Origin of the sequence: Acidovorax sp. (assembly GCF_021287135.1) — a bacterium.
Taxonomy (GTDB): Bacteria; Pseudomonadota; Gammaproteobacteria; order Burkholderiales; family Burkholderiaceae_C; genus Acidovorax.
On sequence record NZ_JAJTBB010000051.1, the window covers coordinates 16,307 to 38,685 of the forward strand.

Consider the following 22,379-nt stretch of genomic DNA (forward strand, 5'->3'; position numbering starts at 1 on the left):
CCAATCACCAGAGGGAATAATAGGCGCCGCTGACGCGGTCAGGCATGCGCCCTTCCGCAGTCCACCCGGCACCAGGACTCTCGCCCCAGATGGAGGCCGGCAGGCCTGCTGCAAGAGGGGGCCAGCGATGATAGACACAACCTCCGGGCGCCCATGTCAGACACCTCCGCCAACACCTCCCCCCGCGCCGACGCGCCCGCCGGCCCCGGCTCCGCCGCGCCCACCTCCTGGCTGCAGACCCTGCGCGTGTACCTGGAGCCGGCCAGCCTGCGCATGCTCACCCTGGGCTTTGCTGCGGGGCTGCCGCTGCTGCTGGTGCTGGGCACGCTGAGCTTCCGGCTTCGCGAGGCGGGCATCGACCGCAGCACCATCGGCTACCTCAGCTGGGTGGGCCTGGCCTATGGCTTCAAGTGGGTGTGGGCGCCGCTGGTGGACCGCATGCCCATCCCGTTGCTCACGCCGCTGATGGGCCGGCGGCGCAGCTGGCTGCTGCTGGCGCAGCTGGTGGTGGCGGCGGGCCTGGTGGGCATGGCCCTGGCCGACCCGCGGCTCACGCTGGGACCCATCGTGGGGTGCGCGCTGGCCGTGGCGTTCGGCTCGGCCACGCAGGACATTGCGCTGGACGCCTTCCGCATCGAATCGGCCGATGCCAACCACCAGGCGGCGCTGGCGGCCTCCTACCAGACGGGCTACCGCCTGGCCATGATCTGGGCCGGCGCCGGCGTGCTGTGGATCGCAGCACGCTCGGAAGTGGCGCCGGCCGCGGGCGCGCTGGCGGCACAGGGTGCCGCCGCGTACCAGAACGGCGCCTGGCAGACGGCCTACCTGGTCATGGCCGCGTCGATGGCCGTGGGCATCGTGACCGTGCTGTTCTCGCGCGAGCCCGCGCCGGTGCAGCTGCCCCCCGCCAAGAACGCCGCGGAGTGGATCCGTGGCGCGGTGGTGGAGCCGTTCGCAGACTTCCTGCGGCGCTACGGCTGGCATGCGGCGCTGATCCTGGCCCTGATCGCCGTCTACCGCATCAGCGACGTGGTGATGGGCATCATGGCCAACCCGTTCTATGTGGACATGGGCTTCACCAAGGACGAGGTGGCCGCCGTCACCAAGGTCTATGGCGTCATCATGACGCTGGCCGGCGCGTTCGTGGGCGGCTCGCTGTCCATGCGCTTTGGCGTGATGCGCATCCTGATGCTGGGCGCCATCCTGAGCGCCGCCAGCAACCTGCTGTTCGCCTGGCTGGCGGGCCACGGGCACGACGTGACGGCGCTGATCGCCGTGGTCTCGGCCGACAACCTGGCCGGGGGCATCGCATCGGCGGCGTTCATCGCCTACCTCTCCAGCCTCACCAACGTGAGCTATTCGGCCACGCAGTACGCGCTGTTCAGCTCCATGATGCTGCTGCTGCCGAAGTTCGTCGCGGGCTTCTCGGGCGACTACGTCAACGCCTTCGGCTACGCGCACTTCTTCCTGTCGACCGCGCTGCTGGGGCTGCCGGTGCTGGTGCTGGTGTGGCTGGCTTCACGCATCAAAACACCGTCAAAGGCTTGAAGGGCCAGCGCAAGCAGCTATACAAAACATAGCAATCTTTCCCCGGCACTTGCAACCGCCGCGGCCGCCGGTTTACCGGAACTTTACGGGGGCGACAACGCGGCGAGACGCCTGGCCGGGAGCATGGTGGCCAGGTTCTCCGCACTACACTGACCGCCATGAGCTCCCAACTGCTGATGATCGAAGACGATGCCCGCCTCGCGCAGATGGTGGGCGAGTACCTGGGCCAGTCGGGCCTGCAGGTCACGCATTGCGCGGACGGCAAGAGCGGGCTGGCCCAGCTGCAGGGCGACGCGGGCGCGCCGTTGCCCGACCTGGTGATCCTGGACCTGATGCTGCCCGACATGGACGGGCTGGAAGTGTGCCGGCGCATCCGTTCGCTGCAGGGCAGCGCGGCCCAGGTGCCGGTGCTGATGCTCACCGCCAAGGGCGATCCCATGGACCGCATCATCGGCCTGGAGCTGGGCGCCGACGACTACCTGCCCAAGCCGTTCGAGCCCCGCGAGCTGCTGGCCCGCATCCGCGCCATCCTGCGCCGCCGCACCGACGGCGCCACCGCAGCCGCCGCCACGCAGGCGCTGCGCTTTGGCTCGCTGGAGATCGACCGCGACGCCCGCACCGTGACGGTGGGCGGCCAGCCGGCCGACCTCACCTCCTACCAGTTCGACCTGCTGGTGGCGCTGGCCGAGCGCGCGGGCCGCGTGCTCACGCGCGACCAGATCATGGAAGCCGTGCGGGGCCGCGAGCTGGAGGCCTTCGACCGCAGCATCGACGTGCACATGGGCCGCATCCGCGCCGCCATCGAGTCCGACCCCAAGAACCCGCGCCGCATCCTCACCGTGCGCGGCGTGGGCTACGTTTTCGCCAAGCAACAAGACTGAGCCGCCCGGCCCCGGCGCGGCCACAGGCTTCTTCTGCCCCAGATTCCGCATGTCCCTCTCCACCCCCTTTTCCCGCCGCCTGTACCTGCGCATCTGGCTGGCCGTGGTGGGCGGCATCGCGGTGCTGACCCTCACCGTGGGCTGGGCCTGGCGCATGGCCGAGGAGCAGAAGGCGCAGAACGCGCAGCCCTTCGTGCCGCCCTCGCGCGAAATGGTGCTGCGCGATCCCGCCGGCAATGTGGTGATGCACGGCCTGGGCACGCGCCAGCCGAGCGAACCGGGCGAAGGCACCGAGTTCCACATCGAGACCTCCGCCGGGCAGACCTTCGTGCTGCAGCTGGCGCCGCGCCAGCCCCGGGGCGAGCGCACCGCGGGGCGTCCGGGTGGCCCCGGCGGCCCCAACCCGGGCGCCGTCGCCGCGTTCTGGACACGCCCGCCTTTCGGCTTTCTGTGGCTGCTGGGCATCGTGGGCCTGGCCGTGGCCGTGGGCGTGTACCCCATCATCCGCCGGCTCACCCTGCGGCTCGAAGCGCTGCAGCGCAGCGTGCAGCGCTTTGGCGAGGGCGACCTCTCCGTGCGCGTGCCCGACGAAGGCCAGGACGAGGTGGCCGACCTGGCCCGCCAGTTCAACGCGGCCGCGGCGCGGGTCGAGGCGCTGGTCAAGTCGCACAAGTCGCTGCTGGCCAACGCCTCGCACGAGCTGCGCTCGCCCCTGACCCGCATCCGCATGGGGCTGGAGCTGATGGGCGGCCAGCAACCCTCGCCCGCCTTCCGCGAAGAGATCCTGCGCAACATCGCCGAGCTGGACCAGCTGGTGGACGAAATCCTGCTGGCCAGCCGCCTGGACGCCCGCGAGGCCGACGTGGGCACGGTGGAGCTGGTGGACCTGATCGGCCTGGCCGCCGAGGAATGCGCACGCGTGGACGCCGACCTGGACGTGAGCTCGGATTCGGTGGACGTGCGCGGCATCTCCAAGCTGCTGCGCCGCGCCATCCGCAACCTGCTGGAGAACGCCCGGCGCTACAGCACCGGCGAGATCACGCTGTCCATCGAGCGCCGCCAGGGCCACGCCGAGGTGCGCGTGTGCGACCGCGGCCCGGGCGTGCCCGCCAGCCAGCGCGAACGCATCTTCGAGCCCTTCTACCGCCTGCCGGGTGCCAGCGAGCGCGCGGGTGGCGTGGGGCTGGGGCTGGCGCTGGTGCGCTCCATCGCGGGGCGGCACAACGGCACGGTGCATTGCGAGGACCGGCCAGATGGGGCAAGCGGCGCGTGTTTTGTGCTGCGCCTGCCGTTGTCGCAGTGAGGGCGCCGCCCCGGCCGCAAGCGCCTACCTACCCCAGTGCCCGCTGCACCGCAGCCCTCTGCAGCATCCGCTGCGCATGCGCCGCCACCTTCGGAAACTGCACAATGTCCACCCCATCGCTCTGCAGCCAGCTGCCCACGGTGAAGAGATACGCATCGGCAACGGAATAGGCATCGCCCAGCACCCACGGGCCTTGCAGGTAGTGCTGCTCGATCACGTTGAACCCGTCCGCCATGTTCTGCGGCATCTTGCGGCGCATGTCCTCGTGCGAGCTGGGCTCGTCGGCCCAACGTGCCGCGCGGCGGCCGTGGGCGTGGGCCACGTGCACGGTGGACGCCAGGTAGCTGTGCAGCTCCTGCATGCGCGCCAGCGCAAAGGGATCGTCCAGCGGAGCCAGCCGTGCGGCGGGAAAGCGCTGCGCCACGTACAGCAGCAGGGCGGATGTCTCGGAGAGGATGCCGTGCTCGGTCACCAGCGCGGGTACGCGGCCCTTGGGGTTGATGGCCAGGTATTCGGGGCTGCGCTGCTGGCCGCCGGCCAGATCGAGGGTGATGACTTCGTGTGGGGCATTGGCCTCGATCAGCGCAATCTGGACAGCCAGGGCGCAGGTGCCGGGGGCGGAATACAGGGTGAGTGTGGACATGGTCGATTTACTATCAATTGTGTAGCTGCTTGCGCTTGCCAGATAAGCGCTGCAGGCCGTTTTTCCTTGAAATTGCTCAGTACAGGCCCCGGGTGCGCGCCATCAGCCGCGTGAGGCCCAGCAGCGCGTCGGTGTGCGGCGTGGGCGTGCTGGTGATCTGGCCCAGCTCGCGCACGGCGCCCACCAGGGCATCGATCTCCATCGGCTTGTTCGCCTCCACGTCCTGCAGCATCGACGTTTTGAACGCGCCCAGCTTGCGGGTGACGGCGTGGCGGTCTTCGGGCTGCTGGTCAATGGGCAGGCCCAGCTTGTCGCCGATGGCCTTGGCTTCGAGCATCACCGCGCTGACAAAGCCGCGCACCAGGTCGTCGTCCAGGATGCGGTCGGTGGTGGCGCCGGTGAGGGCGCTGATGGGGTTCATGGTGAGGTTGCCCCACAGCTTGAACCAGATGTCCTTCTGGATGCAGTCGCTCACCTCCACGTCGATGCCGCCGCGCTGCAACGTGCCCGCCAGCGATTGCAGCCGGGCGCTGTGGCTGCCGTCCGGCTCGCCCACGATGAGGCGGTTGCCGAAGTGCTGGCGGACAAAGCCCGGCGCCTCCAGCGAGCAGCTGGTGTGCACCACACTGCCCACCACCTGGCCGGCGGGAATGGCGCGGGCGATGGCGCCGCCCGCGTCCACGGATTCCAGGGCATGCCCCTCGGCCGCGCCGCCAAAGCCGTCCAGGAACCACCACGGCACGCCATTCATGGCCGTCAGCACGGTGGTGTGCGGGCCGACCAGCGGCCCCAGGGCGCGGGCCACCTCGGGCAGCCCCGGTGCCTTGACGGCCAGCACCACCAGGTCTTGCACGCCCAGGGCGGCGGGATCGTCCGCGGCGGCCACCGCCACCTGGGCCACCGAGCCGTCCGGGCGCCGCAGGCGCAGGCCGTGCGTCTGCAGGGCCGCCAGCGTGGCGCCGCGCGCCACCAGGCTCAGCGTGCAGCCGGCCTGCGCCAGGGCCACGCCCAGCCAGCCGCCGATGGCGCCTGCGCCGTAGATACATGCTTTCATGGGTGTCTGTCCTTGGTTGTTCTGGGGTGTTGTTCTGAAGAGTCAGTAGCCTGCGGGCCGCAGCGCGGCGGCTTGGGCGCCGGTGCGAAAGCGTGCCAGCAGATCCTGCGCGGCGCTGGCCAGCAGCAGGGTGTCCACGCCCACGGCCACAAACAGCGCGCCCGCTGCCAGCCACTGGCGCGCCTGCGCTTCGGTGGTCGCAAGGATGCCTGGGGCCTTGCCCGCGCGCAGGATGCGGGCGATGCCGTCCTGGATGGCCGCCTGCACGTCGGGGTGGCCGGGGTCGCCCGTGTGGCCCATCGACGCGGACAAATCGGCCGGGCCGATGAACACGCCGTCCACGCCGGGCGTGGCGGCAATCGCATCCAGGTTCTGCAGGGCCTCCACGGTCTCGGCCTGCACCAGCAGGCAGACCTGCTGGTTGGCCTCGTGCACGTACTGCGGGTAGGCCTGCCAGCGCGACGAGCGGGCCAGCGGGCTGCCCATGCCACGCACGCCGTCGGGCGGATAGCGCATGGCGCGCGCCAGCTGCTGCGCCTGCGCGGGCGTGTCCACCATGGGCACCAGCACCGTCTGCGCGCCCAGGTCCAGCACCTGCTTGATGAGCGCTGTCTCCCCTACCGGCACGCGCACGATGGGGTGCGGCGCGGGCGCGCCCGGCGGCAGGGCACTGGCCGCACTGGCGATCGCCTGCAGCTGGTGCAGCATGGAGCGCAGGTCGTTGGGCGCGTGCTCGCCGTCGATCAGCAGCCAGTCATAGCCCGTGCCGGCCAGGATTTCGGCGCTGTAGGCGTCGGCCAGGCCCAGCCACAGGCCGATCTGGGCCGGGCCCTGGGCCAGGGCCTCTTTGAAGCGGTTGGTAGGGGTTTGCAAGGGAAACATCTCCGGAATGCGGTGCCAGGCCCGCCATCGTACGGGCTGTTGCCGGCGTGCGCTGGCGCGGCCGCTATAGTCGGCTGCCCCGACCGCGCACCGCTGCACCGACACCGCCATGGCCAAAGACAAAACCACGTTCACCTGCACCGAATGCGGCGGCACCAGCCCCCGCTGGCTGGGCAAATGCCCTTCCTGCGGCGCCTGGAACACCCTGGTGGAGACCGTGGCCGAGAGCGCGGGCAAGAACCGCATGAGCACCCCGCAGTTCGCGGGGCTGGCGCACGCCCAGGCCGTCACGCCCCTGTCCGCCATCGAGGCCAGCGACGTGGCGCGCACGCCCAGCGGCATTGGCGAGCTGGACCGCGTGCTGGGCGGCGGCATCGTGGAAGGCGGCGTGGTGCTCATCGGCGGCGACCCGGGCATCGGCAAGTCCACGCTGCTGCTGCAGGCGCTGGATGCGCTGCAGCGGGCCGGGCTGCCCACGCTGTACGTCACGGGCGAGGAAAGCGGCGCCCAGGTGGCGCTGCGCTCGCGCCGGCTGGGGCTGGACCACAGCCAGGTCAACGTGCTGGCCGAGATCCAGCTGGAGAAGATCCTGGCCACCGTGGAGGCCACGCAACCCGCGGTGGCGGTGATCGACTCGATCCAGACCGTGTATTCCGACCAGCTCACCTCCGCGCCCGGCTCGGTGGCGCAGGTGCGCGAGTGCGCGGCGCACCTCACGCGCGCGGCCAAGGCCACGGGCGTGTCGATGGTGCTGGTGGGCCACGTGACCAAGGAGGGCGCGCTGGCCGGCCCACGCGTGCTGGAGCACATGGTGGACACGGTGCTGTATTTCGAGGGCGACACGCACAGCCAGTTCCGCCTGGTGCGCGCCATCAAGAACCGCTTTGGCGCCGTCAACGAGATCGGCGTCTTCGCCATGACCGAAAAGGGCCTCAAGGGCGTAAGCAACCCGAGCGCCATCTTCCTCTCCCAGCACAGCGAGCCCGTGCCCGGCAGCTGCGTGATGGTGACGCTGGAGGGCACGCGGCCCATGCTGGTGGAGATCCAGGCGCTGGTGGACAGCGCCGGCCCCAGCCCCCGGCGCCTGTCGGTAGGCCTGGACCGCGACCGCCTGGCCATGCTGCTGGCCGTGCTGCACCGCCATGCGGGCGTGGCCTGCATGGACCAGGACGTGTTCGTGAACGCGGTGGGCGGCGTGCGCATCAGCGAGCCCGCGGCCGACCTGGCCGTGATGCTGGCCATCACCTCCAGCCTGCGCGGCAAGCCCTTGCCCCGGGGCTTTATCGCCTTTGGCGAAGTGGGGCTGGCCGGCGAGGTGCGCCCGGCGCCGCGCGGCCAGGAGCGGCTGAAGGAAGCCGCCAAGCTGGGCTTCACCGTGGCCGTGGTGCCCAAGGCCAACGCGCCCAAGAAACCCATTGAAGGACTCACCCTCCACGCGGTGGAACGGGTGGAGGAGGCCATGGCCGTGGTGCGAGAGATGGGCTGAAGCCCGCGCCCGTCCCGCGCAGCGCGTCAGAAAGATTCCCAGTCGTCGTCGGAGCCTTTGGCGGCCTTCGGTGCGGGAGCCGATGCGGGCGTCGGTGCGTTGGCCGCCGGAGCCTGCAGCTTGCGTGCGGCGGCGGTTGCCGGGGCGGCGCCCCCCACCCGGGCCGGCGCCGCGGCGGGCGCCCGCGCGGGCGCGGCCGGTGCCGGCCGGGGCGCGATGGCCGGTGCGGGACTGGCCGGGGTGTACCCCACGTTGAAGACCGACACCACCTCCGCCAGGCGCTGAGCCTGGTCGCGCAGCGACGCGGCGGCGGCGGCACTCTCCTCGACCAGCGCGGCGTTTTGCTGCGTCATCTGGTCCAGGTTGCCCATGGCCTGGTTGACTTGGCCGATGCCCTCGCGCTGCTCGGTGGAGGAGGCCGTGATTTCGCCGATCAGGTCCGACACGCGGCGCACGCTGGCGACGATTTCGTCCATGGACCGGCCGGCCTGCGCCACCTGGCCCGAGCCGGTTTCCACCGACTCCACGGAGGCGTTGATCAGGTGCTTGATTTCCTTGGCGGCCTCGGCGCTGCGTCCGGCCAGGCTGCGCACCTCGCCAGCCACCACCGCAAAGCCCCGGCCCTGCTCGCCGGCGCGGGCGGCTTCAACAGCGGCGTTCAGCGCCAGGATATTGGTCTGGAAGGCAATGCCGTCGATCACGCCGATGATGTCGGCGATCTTGCGCGAGCTGTCGGTGATGTGCTGCATGCTCTGCACCACTTGCGACACCACTTCGCCGCCGTGGGTGGCGGCCTGCGCGGCCGTGGTGGCCAGCTGGTTGGCCTGGCGCGCCGTGTCGGCGGACTGGGTGACCGTGGCCGTCAGCTCTTCCATGCTGGCGGCGGTCTGCTGCAGGTTGGCGGCGGTCTGCTCGGTACGGGCCGAGAGGTCGTGGTTGCCCGTGGCAATTTCCACCGAGGCGGTGGACATGGACTCCACGCCGCTGCGCACTTCGGCTACCAGGGCGCGCAGGCGCCCCGCCATCTGCGAGACAGAGCGCAGCAGGTGGCCGAACTCATCCTCGCGCTCCTCCCGCACCGACACGGTGAGGTCGCCGCCGGCAATCGCGTCCGACAGCTGCACCGCGCGGTGCAGCGGCCGCGTGATGGAGCGCACCAGCACAAAGGACAGGACCAGGCCCAGCGCCAACACAATGCCCTGGACCGCCCAGGCCAGCGCCGCGGCCCGGGTGCGCGCGGCCTGCGCCTCCACGCGGGCGGCGTCGCGCTGGCTCTGCTGCAGCTGCACGAAGGCTTCCAGGCTGTCCACGTAGCTGCCGATGGCCGGCAGGTACTTCGTCTCGATGAACGCCTTGAACGCGGGGCCGTCGCTCGTCTGCTTGCCCTCGCGCGCCTGCTTGTTGAGGGCCAGCACCTGCGTGCGCTCGCTGGCCACGCGTTCCAGGGCCTTCTTGTCGGCCGGTGTCGTGGCCAGCTCGACCACCTTGGCCTGGAGCGCCGAGATGCCGGTGATGCCCTGCTTGACGCGGCCGTCAAACAGCGCGGTCAGTTCCGCGTCGGGGGTCGAATTGCTGGCCAGCACGCGCTCGCCCGTGGTCTCGATGGCACCCTTCCACTGCAGGGCCAGGGTGATGCGCTGCTCGAAGGTGTCCATTGATGCCAGGGTGCGGTCCATCACCTGCCCGGCCTGGTGCTGCGCCCACACCGACACCAGCAGCATGGCGCCCAGCAGCCCCACGATAGAACCCCACAGCTTGGGCGCCAAGCGCACGTTGTCCAGTTTCATTCACGATCTCCAGAAGGTCGAGGTCGCATTCTTGGAGCTTCGGGGCCGGCCGTAAACACTGGACCGGCCTCGGCCCAAATGTGTCCCAATGTTTTTTCATTAATGTAGTACTTACACAACGAAACAGTTTCTCCGGAGGCCGCTGGGGGTGCCCGGGTGTCCGAATAACCGTCGGCTCCGGCGGGACGGCGGCCCGCGGGGCGGGAGCGTCCATAAGACAATACCGGGATGAATTTGCGCAACCTCCTCGTGCCGCTGGGCGCCATCGGCTTGATCGTCTTCGGTTTTTTCGCCTACGGCTGGGCCGGTGTCGCGGCGGTGGCCGGCGGCCTGGTGATGTGGGCCCTGCTGCACTTCACCCGGCTCATGAAGGTGATGGACAAGGCCGCCAAGCGGCCCATCGGCTATGTGGGCAGCGCCGTCATGCTGAATGCGCGGCTGAGCCCGGGCGTGAACCTGATGCACGTGGTGGCCATGACCCAGTCGCTGGGGGAGCAGCTGTCGGCCCAGGACGCGCAGCCGGAGGTCTACCGCTGGACGGACGGCACGCAATCCCATGTCACCTGTGAATTTCAACAGGGCAAACTGGTGAAGTGGGCGCTGGTGCGGCCCGAGCCCGAAGACGCCGCCCCGCCCCAGGGGGCTTGAGGCCCCGCGGCGGACCGGCACGTTTGCTGCACTGCACCTCACGCCGCCGGCCGGCAGCCGGCTGCGGCCCCGTAAAATCCCGGTTTTGCGATCCCAGCAACCCAAAGGATTCCCATGAGCCCCGTAGTTCCCTCGATGGCCGACCGTGACGGCAAGATCTGGATGGACGGCCAGATGGTCGATTGGCGCGACGCCAAGATCCACGTGCTGACCCACACGCTGCACTATGGCTGCGGCGCCTTCGAAGGCGTGCGCGCCTACAACACGGCCCAGGGCACGGCCATCTTCCGCCTGGAAGAGCACACCGACCGCCTCTTCAACAGCGCCAAGATCCTGCGCATGAAGATTCCGTTCACCAAGGAAGAAGTGAACGAGGCGCAAAAGGCCGTGGTGCGCGAGAACCAGCTCGAATCCTGCTATCTGCGCCCCTTGACCTGGATCGGCTCGCAAAAGCTGGGCGTGTCCCCCAAGGGCAACCAGATCCACCTGATGGTGGCCGCCTGGGCCTGGGGCGCCTACCTGGGCGAAGAGGGCATGAAGCGCGGCATCCGCGTGAAGACCAGCAGCTACACCCGCCACCACGTCAACATCACCATGACGCAGGCCAAGGCGGTGAGCAACTACACCAACTCCATCCTGGCCAACATGGAAGCCACGGACGAGGGCTACGACGAAGCCTTGCTGCTGGACAGCTCGGGCTTCGTGTCCGAAGGCGCGGGCGAGAACATCTTCGTCATCAAGAGCGGCGTGATCTACACGCCCGACCTGTCGGCTGGCGCGCTCAACGGCATCACCCGCAACACGGTGTTCCACATCGCCAAGGACCTGGGCCTGGAGATCGTGCAAAAGCGCATCACGCGCGACGAGGTGTACATCGCCGACGAGGCCTTCTTCACCGGCACGGCCGCCGAAGTCACGCCCATCCGTGAGCTGGACCGCATTGAGATTGGCGCCGGCAGCCGCGGCCCCATCACCGAGAAGATCCAGAACGCCTTCTTTGACATCGTGAACGGCCGCAATCCGAAGTACGCCCACTGGCTGACCAAGGTGTGACCCACCCCCTGAGCCGCTGCGCGGCTTCCCCCTTGGCTCGGCTGCGCCGGGAAGGGGGACGGCGCCGGTGGCCGGGCGAAGCCCGTTCCACGGCGTCTGCCGGCCGTGGAGCGCCGCCAGTTTCAAACATTGCCTGCGCGGGATGCGCCAAGGAGAAAAATACCGATGTCACAAGCTACCGTTGAACTGCTGGCCAAGGACCTGAACGCCCAGGGCGGCGTCTTCTGCCCCAGCCCCAAGGCCGACATGAAGCTGTGGAACAGCCACCCCAAGGTGTACCTGGACGTGGCCCGCACGGGCGAGGCCAAGTGCCCTTATTGCGGCACCGTCTATCGGCTCAAGGCGGGCGAACACGTCCACGCCGGTCACTGACCGGCTGACGGATTGATTGGTTGATGCCAGTTGTGACTGGCGGCGCAGTGGCGCCGCCCACGTTGACCGTTGCGGTGCTGACCCACAACGAGGCGCACCGCATTGAAGCCTGCCTGAAAAGCGCCGCCTTTGCCGACCAGCTGCTGGTGGTGGACAGCGGCAGCACGGACGATACCGTCGCCCTGGCCCGCGGCCTGGGGGCCGAGGTGCACAGCTACCCGGACTGGCAGGGCTTTGCCGTGCAGCGCAACCGGCTGCTGGCCCATGCGCGCGGCGACTACATCTTCTTCCTGGACGCTGACGAAGTGATGACACCAGCGTTTGCGCAGGAGCTGCAGGCCATCGTGCGCTCGGGAGCGCGGGCGGTCTGGAAGATCCGCTGGCGCATGGTGGCGTTCGGGCACGAACTCACGTACTTCCGCTCGCAGTCGCAGATCGAGCGGCTGTTCGTGCGCAGCATGGTCCATGAATTCACGGGCGTGGTGCACGAGCAGGCCCAGCTGCACCCGCAGCCCGGTGGCGAGCCCGTGCCGCGCCGGCTGATCCGCGCGCGGCTGCTGCACTACTCGCGCACCACCGTCCGGGGCAGCCTGGAAAAGCTCACGCAGTACGTGATGCTGGGCGCGGCCAAGCGGGCTGAAAAAGGCCAGCGCGGCGGCGTGCTGCGGGGGCTGGCCTCGGGCACCTCGATGTTCGTGCGGCTGTACATCTTCCGCCTGGGCTTCCTGTGCGGCGGCGCCGGGTTCCTGTACTGTCTTTTTGTGGCGCTGGAGGGCTTCTTCCGCTATGCAGCGCTGCACTACGACCACGACAGCCTCACCGGCCGGGTGATCCGCGGATGAAGGCCTACCGCTGGTTCGGGCGCTGCGCGAGCGCCGGTGCTTTCATGGTGCCCGGCCTGGCGCTGTGGCTGCCCTCGGGCTATTCCTATGGCGCGGCGCTGCTGCTGCTGGCCGCGCTGGCCAGTGCGCCGGTGTGGTGGCGGCGGCCCGCGCCGCCCGCGGCGTGGTGGCTCATGGCGGCGTTCTCGTGCATGGGGGCGCTGTGGCTGCTGGATGTGGGCGCCACCTGGGGCTGGGGCAGCATGGACCGCCCGGCCAAGTACCTGCTGGCGCTGCCGTGCATCTTCTACCTGATGACCTTCGAGCCCCGCGCCTCCTGGCTGTGGATGGGCGTGGCCGTGGGCGCCGTGGGCAGCGGGCTGGTGGGCCTGTACCAGACCTTCGTCCTGGCCCTGCCGCGCGCCAACGGGTTCACGAATGCCATCCAGTACGGCAACCTGAGCATGCTGCTGGCGGTGATGAGCGGGCTGCTGCTGGTCGTGCAGTGGACCCGGTGGGTGGTGTGGCAGCGGCTGCTGCTGGCGGCAGCCATCGTGCTGGGCGCAGTGGGCTCGGTACTTTCGCAGTCGCGTGGCGGCTGGCTGGCGCTGGTGCTGCTGCTGCCCGTCTGCGCCTGGCTGCTGGTGCGCACCACCGGGCAGCGGCGGGTGTACTGGAGCCTGTGCGTGCTGGCGGTGGCGGCAGCGGCCCTGTCGCAGGTGCCCTCGGTGGAGCAGCGGGTGGACGAAGCGCGGCAGGAAGTGCAGACCTACCAGGAGCGCGGTGACAGCCGCACTTCGGTGGGCCAGCGCCTGGCCCATTGGCACCTGGCCTGGCAGATGGGCTGGGACCGCCCGCTCACCGGCTGGGGCCGTGCGGGGTACGAGGCCGAGAAGGCGCGCCGCGTGGCGGCGGGGCTGGCCAACCCGGTGGTGCTGGAATTCGGCCACGCCCACAACGAGGCGCTGGACCTGTTTGCCAAGCGCGGCCTGCCCGGCGTGCTGGTGCTGCTGGTGTTCTACGGCATTCCGCTGGTGATGTTCTGGCCCACGGCCGAGCGCATCCGCGACGGCGCGGGCAAGATGGACCGCGAGTCGTTGTCGCTGTGCCTGATGGGCGTGCTGCTGCCGCTGTCGTACATCGGCTTCGGCCTGACGCAGGTCTTCCTGGCCCACAACAGTGGCAACATGTTCTACCTGTTCATGTGCCCGCTGCTGCTGGCGGCGCTGCACGAGCGGCGGGCGCGGATTGGCTGCGGTAGGTAGATGGAACACGCCCCTGAGGCGCTTCGCGCCTTCCCCCCGCTCTCGCATGGCTGCGCCATGTGGGCAGGGGGACGCAGCCCTCGCTGCGGGGCGGCCCTTGCTCGGCTGCCTTGGTCTGGGCTGCGCCAGTTTCAATCGTTGTGGGCGGTAGTGAGCGCTACTGACGCCTGAGAGAGGCATTCTTCATGCACATCCTGCTGGTCAACAACTCCCCGATCCCGGTGTACGGCTACGGCGGCACCGAGCGTGTGATCTGGGACCTGGGCAAGACGCTGGTGCAGTTGGGCCACCGCGTGAGCTACCTGGTGCCCGAGGGCTCCACCTGCGACTTCGGGCAGGTGCTGCCCATTCGGCCGGACGAGCCCTGGGACGGCCAGATCCCGGCCGATGTGGACATCACCCACTTCCAGTTCAACCCCCGCACGGAGCTGGCCCGGCCGTACCTGGTGACGGAGCACGGCAACGCACGCAAGCCCAAGCCGCTACCGCGCAACACGGTGTTCCTCTCGCGCGACCACGCGGCGCGCTATGGCTCCACCGAGTTCGTCTACAACGGCCTGGACTGGGCCAGCTACGGCCCGGTGGACTTCCAGTTGCCGCGCCCGCACTACCACTTCCTGGGCAAGGCGGCCTGGGGCGTGAAGAACGTGCGCGGCGCCATCAAGGTGGCCAAGATGGCGGGCGTGGAGCTGGACGTGCTGGGCGGCGACCGCATCAATTTCAAGCGCGGCTTCCGCTGGACCTTGTCGCGCAAGATCCATTTCCACGGCATGGTGGGCGGCACGCAGAAGACGGGCTTGCTCAACGCCTCGCGCGGGCTGATCTTTCCGGTGCGCTGGCACGAGCCCTTTGGGCTGGCGGTCATCGAAAGCCTGTACTTCGGCTGCCCGGTGTTTGCCACGCCCTACGGCGCGCTGCCCGAGCTGGTGCCGCTGCACTGCGGCGTGCTCTCGGCCGAAGCCCGCGTGCTGGCCGACGCGGTGCGCGGCAACCGCTTTGACGCCCGCGCCTGCCACCAGCACGTGGTGGAGCACTTCGGCGCCGAGCGCATGGCGCGCAACTACCTGCGCATGTACGAGCGTGTGCTGGCGGGCGAGCAGATCAATGCCCGGCCGCCCGTGATCCAGGGGCCGGCGCGGGAACTGCCCTGGAGGCAGTGACGGCTCCCCCTGAGGCGCTGCGCGCCTTCCCCCTCTCCTGCGGGAGGGGGACGCCACCGGTGGCCTGGCAAAGCCAGTTCCACGGTGCCCCTGGTCTGGGCTGCGCCGGTGTTGGAGGCCGTGCGCTGGGTCGGCCGCGAATTCCGAAAACGCCTCCGCGTCCATTCGATTTCGCTGCCCTGGATTTCCGCCCACCCGTTCGGGCTGAGCTTGTCGAAGCCAGGGCGCTTTCCCTGCACCCAGGTGGCCTGGGAGCTAGAAATTTTGAATGAAAAAGGCCTGTAGCGCTTATCCATAAAGCGCTAAAAGCTATTAAATTTATAGCGTTATGGCGCTTCCAGCTGCGCTGCCTGTCCTGCCAGCGCCGCCCGCCATTCCGCTTCCAGCGCGGCCACCAGGTCCCCCGCCGGCATGGGCCGCACGGCCGCCACGCCCTGGCCGGCCCACAGGGAGAGGTGGTCCGCCCGCCCGGCTTCGGCGGATGCGCGGCGCAGCGCGCCGGTGAGGGCGTTTTGCACGGGGTAGGCGGGCACGGTGGCTTCGTGCGCCTGCAGGCGGTCCATCATCGCGTTGACGATGCCGCGCGCCGGGCGGCCGGAGAAGACGCGGGTGGTGCGGGTGTCCGTGGCGGTGGCCGTGGCCAGCGCGTCGCGGTAGGCGCGGCCGATGGCCGATTCGTCGGCGGCCAGGAAGGCCGTGCCCATCTGCACCGCCTCGGCCCCCAGGGCCTGCGCGGCGGCAATGCCGCGCCCGTCCATGATGCCGCCCGCCGCGATCACCGGCAGGCCCCGCGGGGCGAGCGCGTCCACGCACTGCGCCACCAGCGGCAGCGTGCCCACCATGGCGGCGGCAAAGTCGGCCAGCGACGGGGCACCCGCCCCGGGCTGCGAGGCCAGGAAGGTGCCCCGGTGCCCGCCGGCCTCCATGCCCGAGGCCACGACGGCGTCCGCGCCCACGTCGGCCCAGGCCACGGCCTCCGCCACCGTGGTGGCCGTGCCGATCACGGTGCAGCCGGCCTGGTGCAGGCGCTCCACCTGCGCGGAGGTGAGGATGCCGAACGTGAAGCTGGCCACGGCGGGGCGGGCCTCGATCAGCGCCTCGAACTGCGCGCCGAAATCCTCGCACCAGCGCGCGGGCACGGCGGCCTGCAGGCCGAACTCCGCGTACAGCGGGGCCAGGCGGGCCACGGCGGCCTCCACCGTGGCGGCGTCGGGTGTCGGCGTGTCTTGCACGAACAGGTTCAGGCCGAAGGGCTGGTCGGTGCGCCGGCGCACCTCGGCAGCGGCCTCGGCCATGGCGACGGGCGAGCGCATGCCGCAGCCCAGCATGCCCAGGCCGCCCGCAGCCGACACCGCGGCCGCCAGCGCGGGCGTGTCGGAGCCGGTCATGGGGCCCTGGACGATGGGCAGGCGAAGGCCGAGGGTCGTGCACAGGCTGCGGTGGGGCATGGGGGTGTTCCGGTCAAGACAAGGGGAGGAGCAAGCAGAGCAAGCAGAGCTAGAAAGGCAAAGAGCGCGGTCAGGCAGCCACGAGGACTTGCCGCAGCGCGTCCAGCGCGGCCGAGCGGTAGCCCTGGCGCCAAATGAGCAGGGTGTCGAGGCGGACCAGCGGCTGCTGGGCCAGCAGCGCGGCATGGGGCGAGAGCTGCAGCACCGAGCGCGGCACGATGCCCACGCTGCCGCCCCCCGCCACGCTCGCCAGGATGGCGTGATAGGAGCCCAGCTCCAGGCACTGCATGGGCTGCGGGCGCGGCGCAAACCAGTCCTGCGCAACGCGCCGGTAGGTGCAGCCGGGTTCAAAGACGGCGAGCGTGCCCGGCTGCACGTCCTCTGGGCCGGCCGCAGGCGGGTGGCCGGGCGGCAGCACCAGCAGCAGCTCTTCGGTGAACACAGGCTGGGTTTCCAGCGCCGGATCGGCGGGCTGGCCGGGCGGCCAGGCCACCAGCACGGCGTCGAGCGCATGGGCACGCAGCCGCTCCAGCAGCTCGCGCGTGGGGCCGGTCGTGAGCTCCAGGGCCACCTCCGGCCACTGGCGGTGCAACTGCGCCAGCGGGGCGGGCAGGCGGCTGGCGGCAGTGCTTTCCATCGAGCCCAGGCGCAGGCGCCCGGTGGGCTGGCCGGGCCGCACAGCCTGGCGGGCCTCCTCGGCCAGCGCCAGCAGCCGGTCGGCGTAGCCCCGCAGCACCTCGCCCTCGGGCGTCAGTGCCATGCGCTTGCCCTCGCGCAGGAACAGCGCCGTGCCCAGGTCGGCCTCCAGCTGGCGCACGCGGGTGGTCACGTTGGACTGCACGCGCTGCAGGCGCTCGGCCGCGCGCGTCACGCTGCCTTCAGCCGCCACGGTGCGAAAGATGTCCAGCGCGGCCAGGTCGAGCAGGGGAGGGGGATTATCCATCTTGAAAAAGTATGAACTTCAAAAATTCAATCTCTTGCTAAGATCATAAGCCCAGCGCATCCGCGCGGCAACGTGGCCTTGACCGTGACCCAGGTTTCTTCCGCTTCTCCAGCGCACCTCGCTGGCGCCCGCACCGGCGCTTCGCCCCTTTCCGTGGCGTGGGCCGGCATGGCCGCGCTGGCGGCGGCCATGGGCATCGGCCGGTTTGCCTTCACCCCCCTGCTGCCCCTGATGCTGCACGACGGCGTGGTGGACATCGCCACCGGCAGCTGGCTGGCCACGGCCAACTACGCCGGCTACCTGGCCGGTGCGCTGCTCTACATGGCGCTGCCCTGGCTGGGCCGGCGTCTGGGTGCGGCACCCGGCAATGCGGCCCTGGTGCGCGCAGGCCTGGTCGCCACCGCGCTGCTCACCGCCACGCTGGCCTTGCCCTGGGCCGGGCTGTGGCCGCTGATGCGCTTTCTGGCCGGCGTGGCCAGCGCCCTGGTGTTCCTGGGCACCGCCAACTGGTGCATGGGGCGGCTGGCCCACCTGGGGCGCCCCGCGCTGGGCGGGCTGATCTTCTGCGGGCCGGGCCTGGGCATCGTGGCCACCGGCCTGCCCACCAGCGCCATGGTGGCGGCGGGCTGGAGCGCCGCCGCCGGCTGGGCGGTGTTCGCCGCGCTGGCCACCCTGCTGTGCGCGCTGGTGTGGCCGGTGGTGCGCGGGGCCGAGGCACCGGCGCTGGCACCTGCGCCGGCGCCCCCAGGCGCCCGCCCGGCCGCGGTTGCGACGCCGCCGGCCGGACCCGCGCCGCACCCGGCCGCCGAGCGCGCCCTGCTGGCCCTGGCCTACGGTCTGGCGGGGCTGGGCTACATCGTCACCGCCACCTTCCTGCCTGTGATCGCCCGGGCCGCGCTGCCGGCCGGCTCGGTGTGGCCCGACCTGTTCTGGCCCGTGTTCGGCGCGGGCGTGGCGCTGGGCGCGCTGCTGTCCACCCGCATCGCACCCACCCGCGACCGGCGCAAGCTGCTGGCGGGGGCCTATTTGCTGCAGGCGGCGGCCATCGCCCTGCCGCTGCTGTGGCCCGGGCGCGCGGGCTTTGCGCTGGGCAGCCTCCTGCTGGGCCTGCCGTTCACCGCCATCACGTTCTTCGCCCTGCAGGAAGCCCGCCACCAGTGGCCGCAGGCGGGCGCGGGCTTCACGGGGCTTCTCACGGCGCTGTACGGCATCGGCCAGATCGCGGGGCCGCCGATGGCGGCGGCGCTGCTGGCGCGGGCACCTTCGCAGGGGCAGGGGTTTGGGTGGGCGCTGGGGGTGGCAGGGGGTGCGCTGGTGGTGGGCGCGGGGGTGTATCTGTTCATGGGGTGGCAGTGGCGGCACGCCTCCCGCGCGCGCTGAGCCGGCTCGGGCTGAGCTTGCCGAAGCCGGGCGGTGGGCGACGGCATCGCCCCGCCCCGCCCCGCCTCAATTCACCTTCAAATACCGCCAATCAATCCGGTTATCGGCGCGGTGGATGATCTCCACCTTCTTGGTGCCCGCCCACGGAATCACCTGGTTGTACAGCGGGATGTGCGACACCAGCTCATGCTCCTTGATCAGCGCCTGCTCGATCAGGGCATTGCGCGTGGGGGCATCCGTTTCCTTCTTCACGCGCTCGATCAGCGCGTCCATCTGCGGGTCGGAGAAGCGGCCCAGGTTGAAGTTGCCATCGCCCCCGGCGCCGGGCGAGCGCACCAGCGACTGCAGGCTGTAGAACGCGTCGAAGGTGGGCACGCCCCAGCCCAGCAGGTAGATGCTGGCTTCGTTGCGCTGGATCATCGGGAAGTAGGTGGCAAACGGCAGCGAGCGCAGCTTGGCCTTCACGCCCACCTTGGCCCAGTGCGCGGTGATGGCCTGGCACAGCTGCTCGTCGTTGATGTAGCGGCCCGCGCTGCAGGCAAAGTCCACTTCAAACCCATGGGGATAGCCCGCGTCGGCCAGCAGCTTCTGCGCGGCCTTGGGGTCGTAGGGGTAGCGCACATCGGCCTTCTTGGTCCAGCCATTGACCTGGTTGGCGATCAGCGTGCCCGTGGGCTGGGCCAGGCCGCGCAGCACCACGCGCTGGATGGCATTGATGTCGATGGCCTGGTACAGCGCCTTGCGCACGCGCAGGTCCTTGAGCGGGTTCTTGCCCTTCACGTCCGAGCCGGGCAGCTCGTCGCGGAACTGGTCCAGGCCCAGGAAGATGGTGCGGTACTCGGGCCCTTCCAGCACCTGCAGGTTGGGCGTCTGCTTGATGCGCGCCAGGTCCTGCAGGCTGGGGTCGATCACGAAATCGATCTCGCCCGACAGCAGCGCCGCCGTGCGCGTGGCATCGGCCTTGATGGGGGTGTAGACGATCTCGGTCAGGTTGGTGGGGTACTTGCCCTTGCCCCACCAGTGCGGGTTGGGCACCAGCACCACGCGCTGGTCGGGGGACCACTGCTTGAGCTGGTACGGGCCGGTGCCCAGCGCGTTGCGGTGGGCGTAGGTCTCGTCCTTGTTCTTGATGTCCTTGGGCCCCACCGACTTGTTCTTTTCGGCCCAAGCCTTGCTCATGATGCGCAGCTCGGTGAGCTGGTTCACCAGCACGGGGTTGGGCAGGTCCGAATGGATGTCGAGGGTGTAGGCGTCCACCTTCTCCACACGGTCGATGCCCTGGGTGTAGACGGCAAAGTTGGAGGTCTTGGCCTTGGCGCGCTCCAGCGAGAACTTGGCGTCGTCGGCCGTGAACTCGCTGCCGTCGCTGAACTTCACGCCGCGGCGCAAGGTCAGGCGCAGCTGCGTGGGCTTGATGAGCTTCCACTCGGTGGCCAGCGACGGCTCGGGCTTGAAGGTCTTGCTGTTGTATTCCACCAGCGTGTCGTACACCGCGCCGTGCATGGTGTTGTTCACGCCCACGTTCTGGGTGTGGATGTCCCAGGTGGAGATGTCCACCGAACGCGACCAGCGGAAGGTGGCGGACTGGGCGGCCAGGGGCAGTGCGGCCGCCACGGCGGCCGCGAGCAGGAGAGGTTGAATGCGCATGGGAGCAATCGGGCGGCCGGCAGGCCAAGTTCTGAATGGCGCCACTATCGCCCAAACCGCGGCCCGGCGGAACGAATTTTTCGTTGTTAACTTAGAGCCATCGCGCCCGCCAGCACCAGCATGGTGACCGCCGTGACCGCGTCCAGCACGCGCCAGGCGGCGGGCGCGGCAAACAGCGGCGCCAGCCAGCGCGCGCCCAGCCCCAGCCCCAGGAACCACAGCGCGCTCGCCACGGAGCCGCCCGCGGCGAACAGCGCACGCCCCCACGGCGGGTACGGGGTGGCCATGGTGCCCAGCAGCACCACGGTGTCCAGGTAGACGTGCGGGTTGAGCCAGGTGAGCGCCCCCACGGTGGCCAGCGTGGCACGCAGGCTGGTGCCCGGGCCGCCCGCAGCCACCACCAGTTGTCCCGGGCGCAGCGCACGGGCCGCCGTCCGCGCGGCATAGGCCAGCAGGAACAGCGCCCCCGCCCAGCGCATGGCCTGCGCCCACTCAGGCCGAGCCAGCAGCACGCCGCCCATGCCCCACACGCCCACCTGCAGCAGCACCGCGTCCGACAGCGCGCACACCAGCACCACGGGCAGCACGTGTTCGCGCCGCAGGCCCTGGCGCAGCACAAAGGCGTTCTGCGCGCCGATGGCCATGACGAGCATGGCAGTGGAAGTGAAGCCGTGGGCCAGAGCGGTTGCAGGGGTCATGAGGGGCGCATTGTGGGGGCCTCCTGACGATCACGCCAGCTATACTTTTTAACGATCCGTCAGAATGGCTAACGCACCATGCGCCTCGACTCTGCCCAGCTCAACGCCTTTGCCACCGTGATCGACGAGGGCAGCTTCGAGCGTGCCGCTGCCGCGCTGCACGTCACCCGCTCGGCGGTGTCACAGCGCGTGAAACTGCTGGAAGAGCGCGTGGGCCAAGTGCTGGTACGTCGTGCCACACCCTGCACGCCCACCGAAGCGGGCCAGGCGCTGTACCGCCATGCGCGCGAAGTGGCGCTGAGCGAGACCGATGCGCTGGCCACCATTGGCGGCGGGCAGCACACGTCCACGCGCCTGGCCATTGGCGTCAATGCCGACTCGCTGGCCACCTGGTTCCCGCATGCCATGGCCCGGGCGGCCGAGGGCCAGAGCATCACCTTCGACATCCATGTGGAAGACCAGGACCATTCGGTCAACCTGCTGCGCGAGGGCCGCGTGATGGCCGCCGTCACGGCCGACCCGCAACCCGTGCAGGGCTGCCAGGTGCTGCCGCTGGGCACGCTGCGCTACCGGGCGCTGGCCAGCCCCGCGTTCATGCAACGCTACTTTGCGAATGGGGTGACCGCTGCTGCGCTGGCAACGGCGCCCATGCTGGTATTCAACCGCAAGGATGCGCTGCAGGCCCGGTTTGTGGGGCGCATCACGCGCCGCAAACTCACGCCGCCCGTGCACTGGCTACCCGAGGCGCACGCGTTTGTCATGGCCACCCGGGCCGGGCTGGGCTGGGGCATGACGCCCGACCCGATGGTGCAGCACGACCTGGAGGCTGGCACGCTGGTGGAGCTGATTGCAGGCAAGCCGGTGGATGTGCCGCTGTACTGGCAGTCCTGGCGGCTGAACGTGCAAGCGCTGCACCACATGACCGCAGCAGTGCAGCGGGCGGCGGGGCTTACGCTGCTGCGCTGAGTAGTCCAGTGAACCTGAAAAATCGACGGTACGCCGGGGCTCCAAGGGGTGCGGGGCGAGGTGCAGGCCGCAGTCAAGGCTGGCCGCCTTGACAAGGACTGCAACGCTGCACTGCGACGACTGCAACGCTGCACTGCGACTCGTGGGGCCCCGGCCCTTTGGGTGAGTGCCTAGCCGCCCCGCATGCGTCGTTGCCGTGCTCGCCGGGGATACAACCCGGCTGCGCCCGTCGCCTAGCATGCGGGGCGGCTAGGGACCCTCTGCACAAATCACCGCGCCGTGTGCATCTGCGGTCTCGGGCAGTCTGCTGCGTTGCAAATCCTCGCAATAGCTGCGGCTATTGCTGCGTTTTGCGCCTTGCAGCCCCTCCCGATCCGCAGCGCACACTTGCCGC

General features: G+C 70.0%; 20 protein-coding genes. 12 read left to right on the plus strand and 8 right to left on the minus strand.

The window, feature by feature from the left end:
* Positions 1–153: 153 nt before the first annotated feature.
* From LWW96_RS12770 to LWW96_RS12780, 3 genes are all read left to right on the plus strand, one after another.
* Positions 154–1,548 carry an AmpG family muropeptide MFS transporter gene (locus LWW96_RS12770; protein WP_291487561.1) on the plus strand — a complete coding sequence of 465 codons (1,395 nt, stop codon included), beginning with the start codon at positions 154–156 and terminating at the stop codon, positions 1,546–1,548.
* A gap of 158 nt (positions 1,549–1,706) precedes the next feature.
* A complete protein-coding gene (locus LWW96_RS12775) occupies positions 1,707–2,429 on the plus strand; it encodes a response regulator transcription factor (protein WP_291487563.1) in 723 nt (240 codons plus the stop codon).
* Positions 2,430–2,478: 49 nt separating this feature from the next.
* On the plus strand, positions 2,479–3,732 hold the full coding sequence (locus LWW96_RS12780) for an ATP-binding protein (protein ID WP_291487565.1): 1,254 nt from the start codon (positions 2,479–2,481) through the stop codon (positions 3,730–3,732).
* A gap of 28 nt (positions 3,733–3,760) precedes the next feature.
* Here LWW96_RS12780 and LWW96_RS12785 read toward each other — a convergent pair whose 3' ends face one another.
* From LWW96_RS12785 to hpaI, 3 genes are all read right to left on the minus strand, one after another.
* The gene (locus tag LWW96_RS12785; RefSeq protein ID WP_291487567.1) at positions 3,761–4,375 is read right to left on the minus strand and encodes a glutathione S-transferase family protein; all 615 of its coding nucleotides are present in this window, start codon (positions 4,373–4,375) and stop codon (positions 3,761–3,763) included.
* A 76-nt stretch (positions 4,376–4,451) separates the two neighbouring features.
* Positions 4,452–5,429 carry a 2-dehydropantoate 2-reductase gene (locus tag LWW96_RS12790; RefSeq protein WP_291487569.1) on the minus strand — a complete coding sequence of 326 codons (978 nt, stop codon included), beginning with the start codon at positions 5,427–5,429 and terminating at the stop codon, positions 4,452–4,454.
* A 42-nt stretch (positions 5,430–5,471) separates the two neighbouring features.
* A complete protein-coding gene (hpaI, locus tag LWW96_RS12795) occupies positions 5,472–6,302 on the minus strand; it encodes a 4-hydroxy-2-oxoheptanedioate aldolase (protein ID WP_291487571.1) in 831 nt (276 codons plus the stop codon).
* Positions 6,303–6,420: 118 nt separating this feature from the next.
* Between hpaI and radA the strand changes: the two genes are divergently transcribed.
* Positions 6,421–7,797: a DNA repair protein RadA gene (gene radA / locus LWW96_RS12800; RefSeq protein ID WP_291487573.1), complete on the plus strand. Its 1,377-nt coding sequence runs from the start codon at positions 6,421–6,423 to the stop codon at positions 7,795–7,797.
* Positions 7,798–7,823: 26 nt separating this feature from the next.
* Here the strand turns inward: radA and LWW96_RS12805 are convergent, their stop codons facing one another.
* Entirely contained in the window at positions 7,824–9,584 is a 1,761-nt protein-coding gene (locus LWW96_RS12805) for a methyl-accepting chemotaxis protein (RefSeq protein ID WP_291487575.1), read from the minus strand.
* A 228-nt stretch (positions 9,585–9,812) separates the two neighbouring features.
* On the opposite strand from LWW96_RS12805, the gene LWW96_RS12810 reads away from it, so the two are divergent.
* From LWW96_RS12810 to LWW96_RS12835, 6 genes are all read left to right on the plus strand, one after another.
* On the plus strand, positions 9,813–10,232 hold the full coding sequence (locus LWW96_RS12810) for a glycerate kinase (RefSeq protein WP_291487577.1): 420 nt from the start codon (positions 9,813–9,815) through the stop codon (positions 10,230–10,232).
* Between the two features lie 114 nt (positions 10,233–10,346).
* Entirely contained in the window at positions 10,347–11,285 is a 939-nt protein-coding gene (locus tag LWW96_RS12815; protein WP_291487579.1) for a branched-chain amino acid transaminase, read from the plus strand.
* Between the two features lie 165 nt (positions 11,286–11,450).
* A complete protein-coding gene (locus LWW96_RS12820; RefSeq protein ID WP_056057299.1) occupies positions 11,451–11,657 on the plus strand; it encodes a zinc-finger domain-containing protein in 207 nt (68 codons plus the stop codon).
* Positions 11,658–11,680: 23 nt separating this feature from the next.
* Complete coding sequence (locus LWW96_RS12825) at positions 11,681–12,499, plus strand: glycosyltransferase family 2 protein (protein ID WP_291487581.1); 819 nt, start codon at positions 11,681–11,683, stop codon at positions 12,497–12,499.
* Positions 12,496–13,743: an O-antigen ligase family protein gene (locus tag LWW96_RS12830; protein ID WP_291487583.1), complete on the plus strand. Its 1,248-nt coding sequence runs from the start codon at positions 12,496–12,498 to the stop codon at positions 13,741–13,743. The genes LWW96_RS12825 and LWW96_RS12830 overlap by 4 nt, the downstream gene beginning before the upstream one ends.
* A 185-nt stretch (positions 13,744–13,928) precedes the next feature.
* Complete coding sequence (locus LWW96_RS12835) at positions 13,929–14,903, plus strand: glycosyltransferase (protein WP_291487585.1); 975 nt, start codon at positions 13,929–13,931, stop codon at positions 14,901–14,903.
* A gap of 326 nt (positions 14,904–15,229) precedes the next feature.
* Here the strand turns inward: LWW96_RS12835 and LWW96_RS12840 are convergent, their stop codons facing one another.
* Together LWW96_RS12840 and LWW96_RS12845 are read right to left on the minus strand one after the other, a co-directional pair.
* Positions 15,230–16,351 carry a nitronate monooxygenase gene (locus LWW96_RS12840; protein WP_291487587.1) on the minus strand — a complete coding sequence of 374 codons (1,122 nt, stop codon included), beginning with the start codon at positions 16,349–16,351 and terminating at the stop codon, positions 15,230–15,232.
* Positions 16,352–16,421: 70 nt separating this feature from the next.
* Positions 16,422–17,294: a LysR substrate-binding domain-containing protein gene (locus LWW96_RS12845; protein ID WP_291487589.1), complete on the minus strand. Its 873-nt coding sequence runs from the start codon at positions 17,292–17,294 to the stop codon at positions 16,422–16,424.
* A 168-nt stretch (positions 17,295–17,462) separates the two neighbouring features.
* Between LWW96_RS12845 and LWW96_RS12850 the strand changes: the two genes are divergently transcribed.
* Complete coding sequence (locus LWW96_RS12850; RefSeq protein WP_291487594.1) at positions 17,463–18,674, plus strand: YbfB/YjiJ family MFS transporter; 1,212 nt, start codon at positions 17,463–17,465, stop codon at positions 18,672–18,674.
* Between the two features lie 66 nt (positions 18,675–18,740).
* On the opposite strand, the gene LWW96_RS12855 is transcribed toward LWW96_RS12850, so the two are convergent.
* Positions 18,741–20,321 (minus strand): ABC transporter substrate-binding protein, encoded by a 1,581-nt coding sequence (locus LWW96_RS12855; RefSeq protein WP_291487591.1) that lies wholly within the window; start codon positions 20,319–20,321, stop codon positions 18,741–18,743.
* An 86-nt stretch (positions 20,322–20,407) separates the two neighbouring features.
* Positions 20,408–21,019, minus strand: a complete 612-nt coding sequence (locus LWW96_RS12860) for a LysE family transporter (protein WP_291487592.1) — start codon at positions 21,017–21,019, stop codon at positions 20,408–20,410.
* Between the two features lie 78 nt (positions 21,020–21,097).
* Between LWW96_RS12860 and LWW96_RS12865 the strand changes: the two genes are divergently transcribed.
* A complete protein-coding gene (locus LWW96_RS12865; RefSeq protein WP_291487593.1) occupies positions 21,098–21,985 on the plus strand; it encodes a LysR family transcriptional regulator ArgP in 888 nt (295 codons plus the stop codon).
* Positions 21,986–22,379 lie beyond the last annotated feature (394 nt).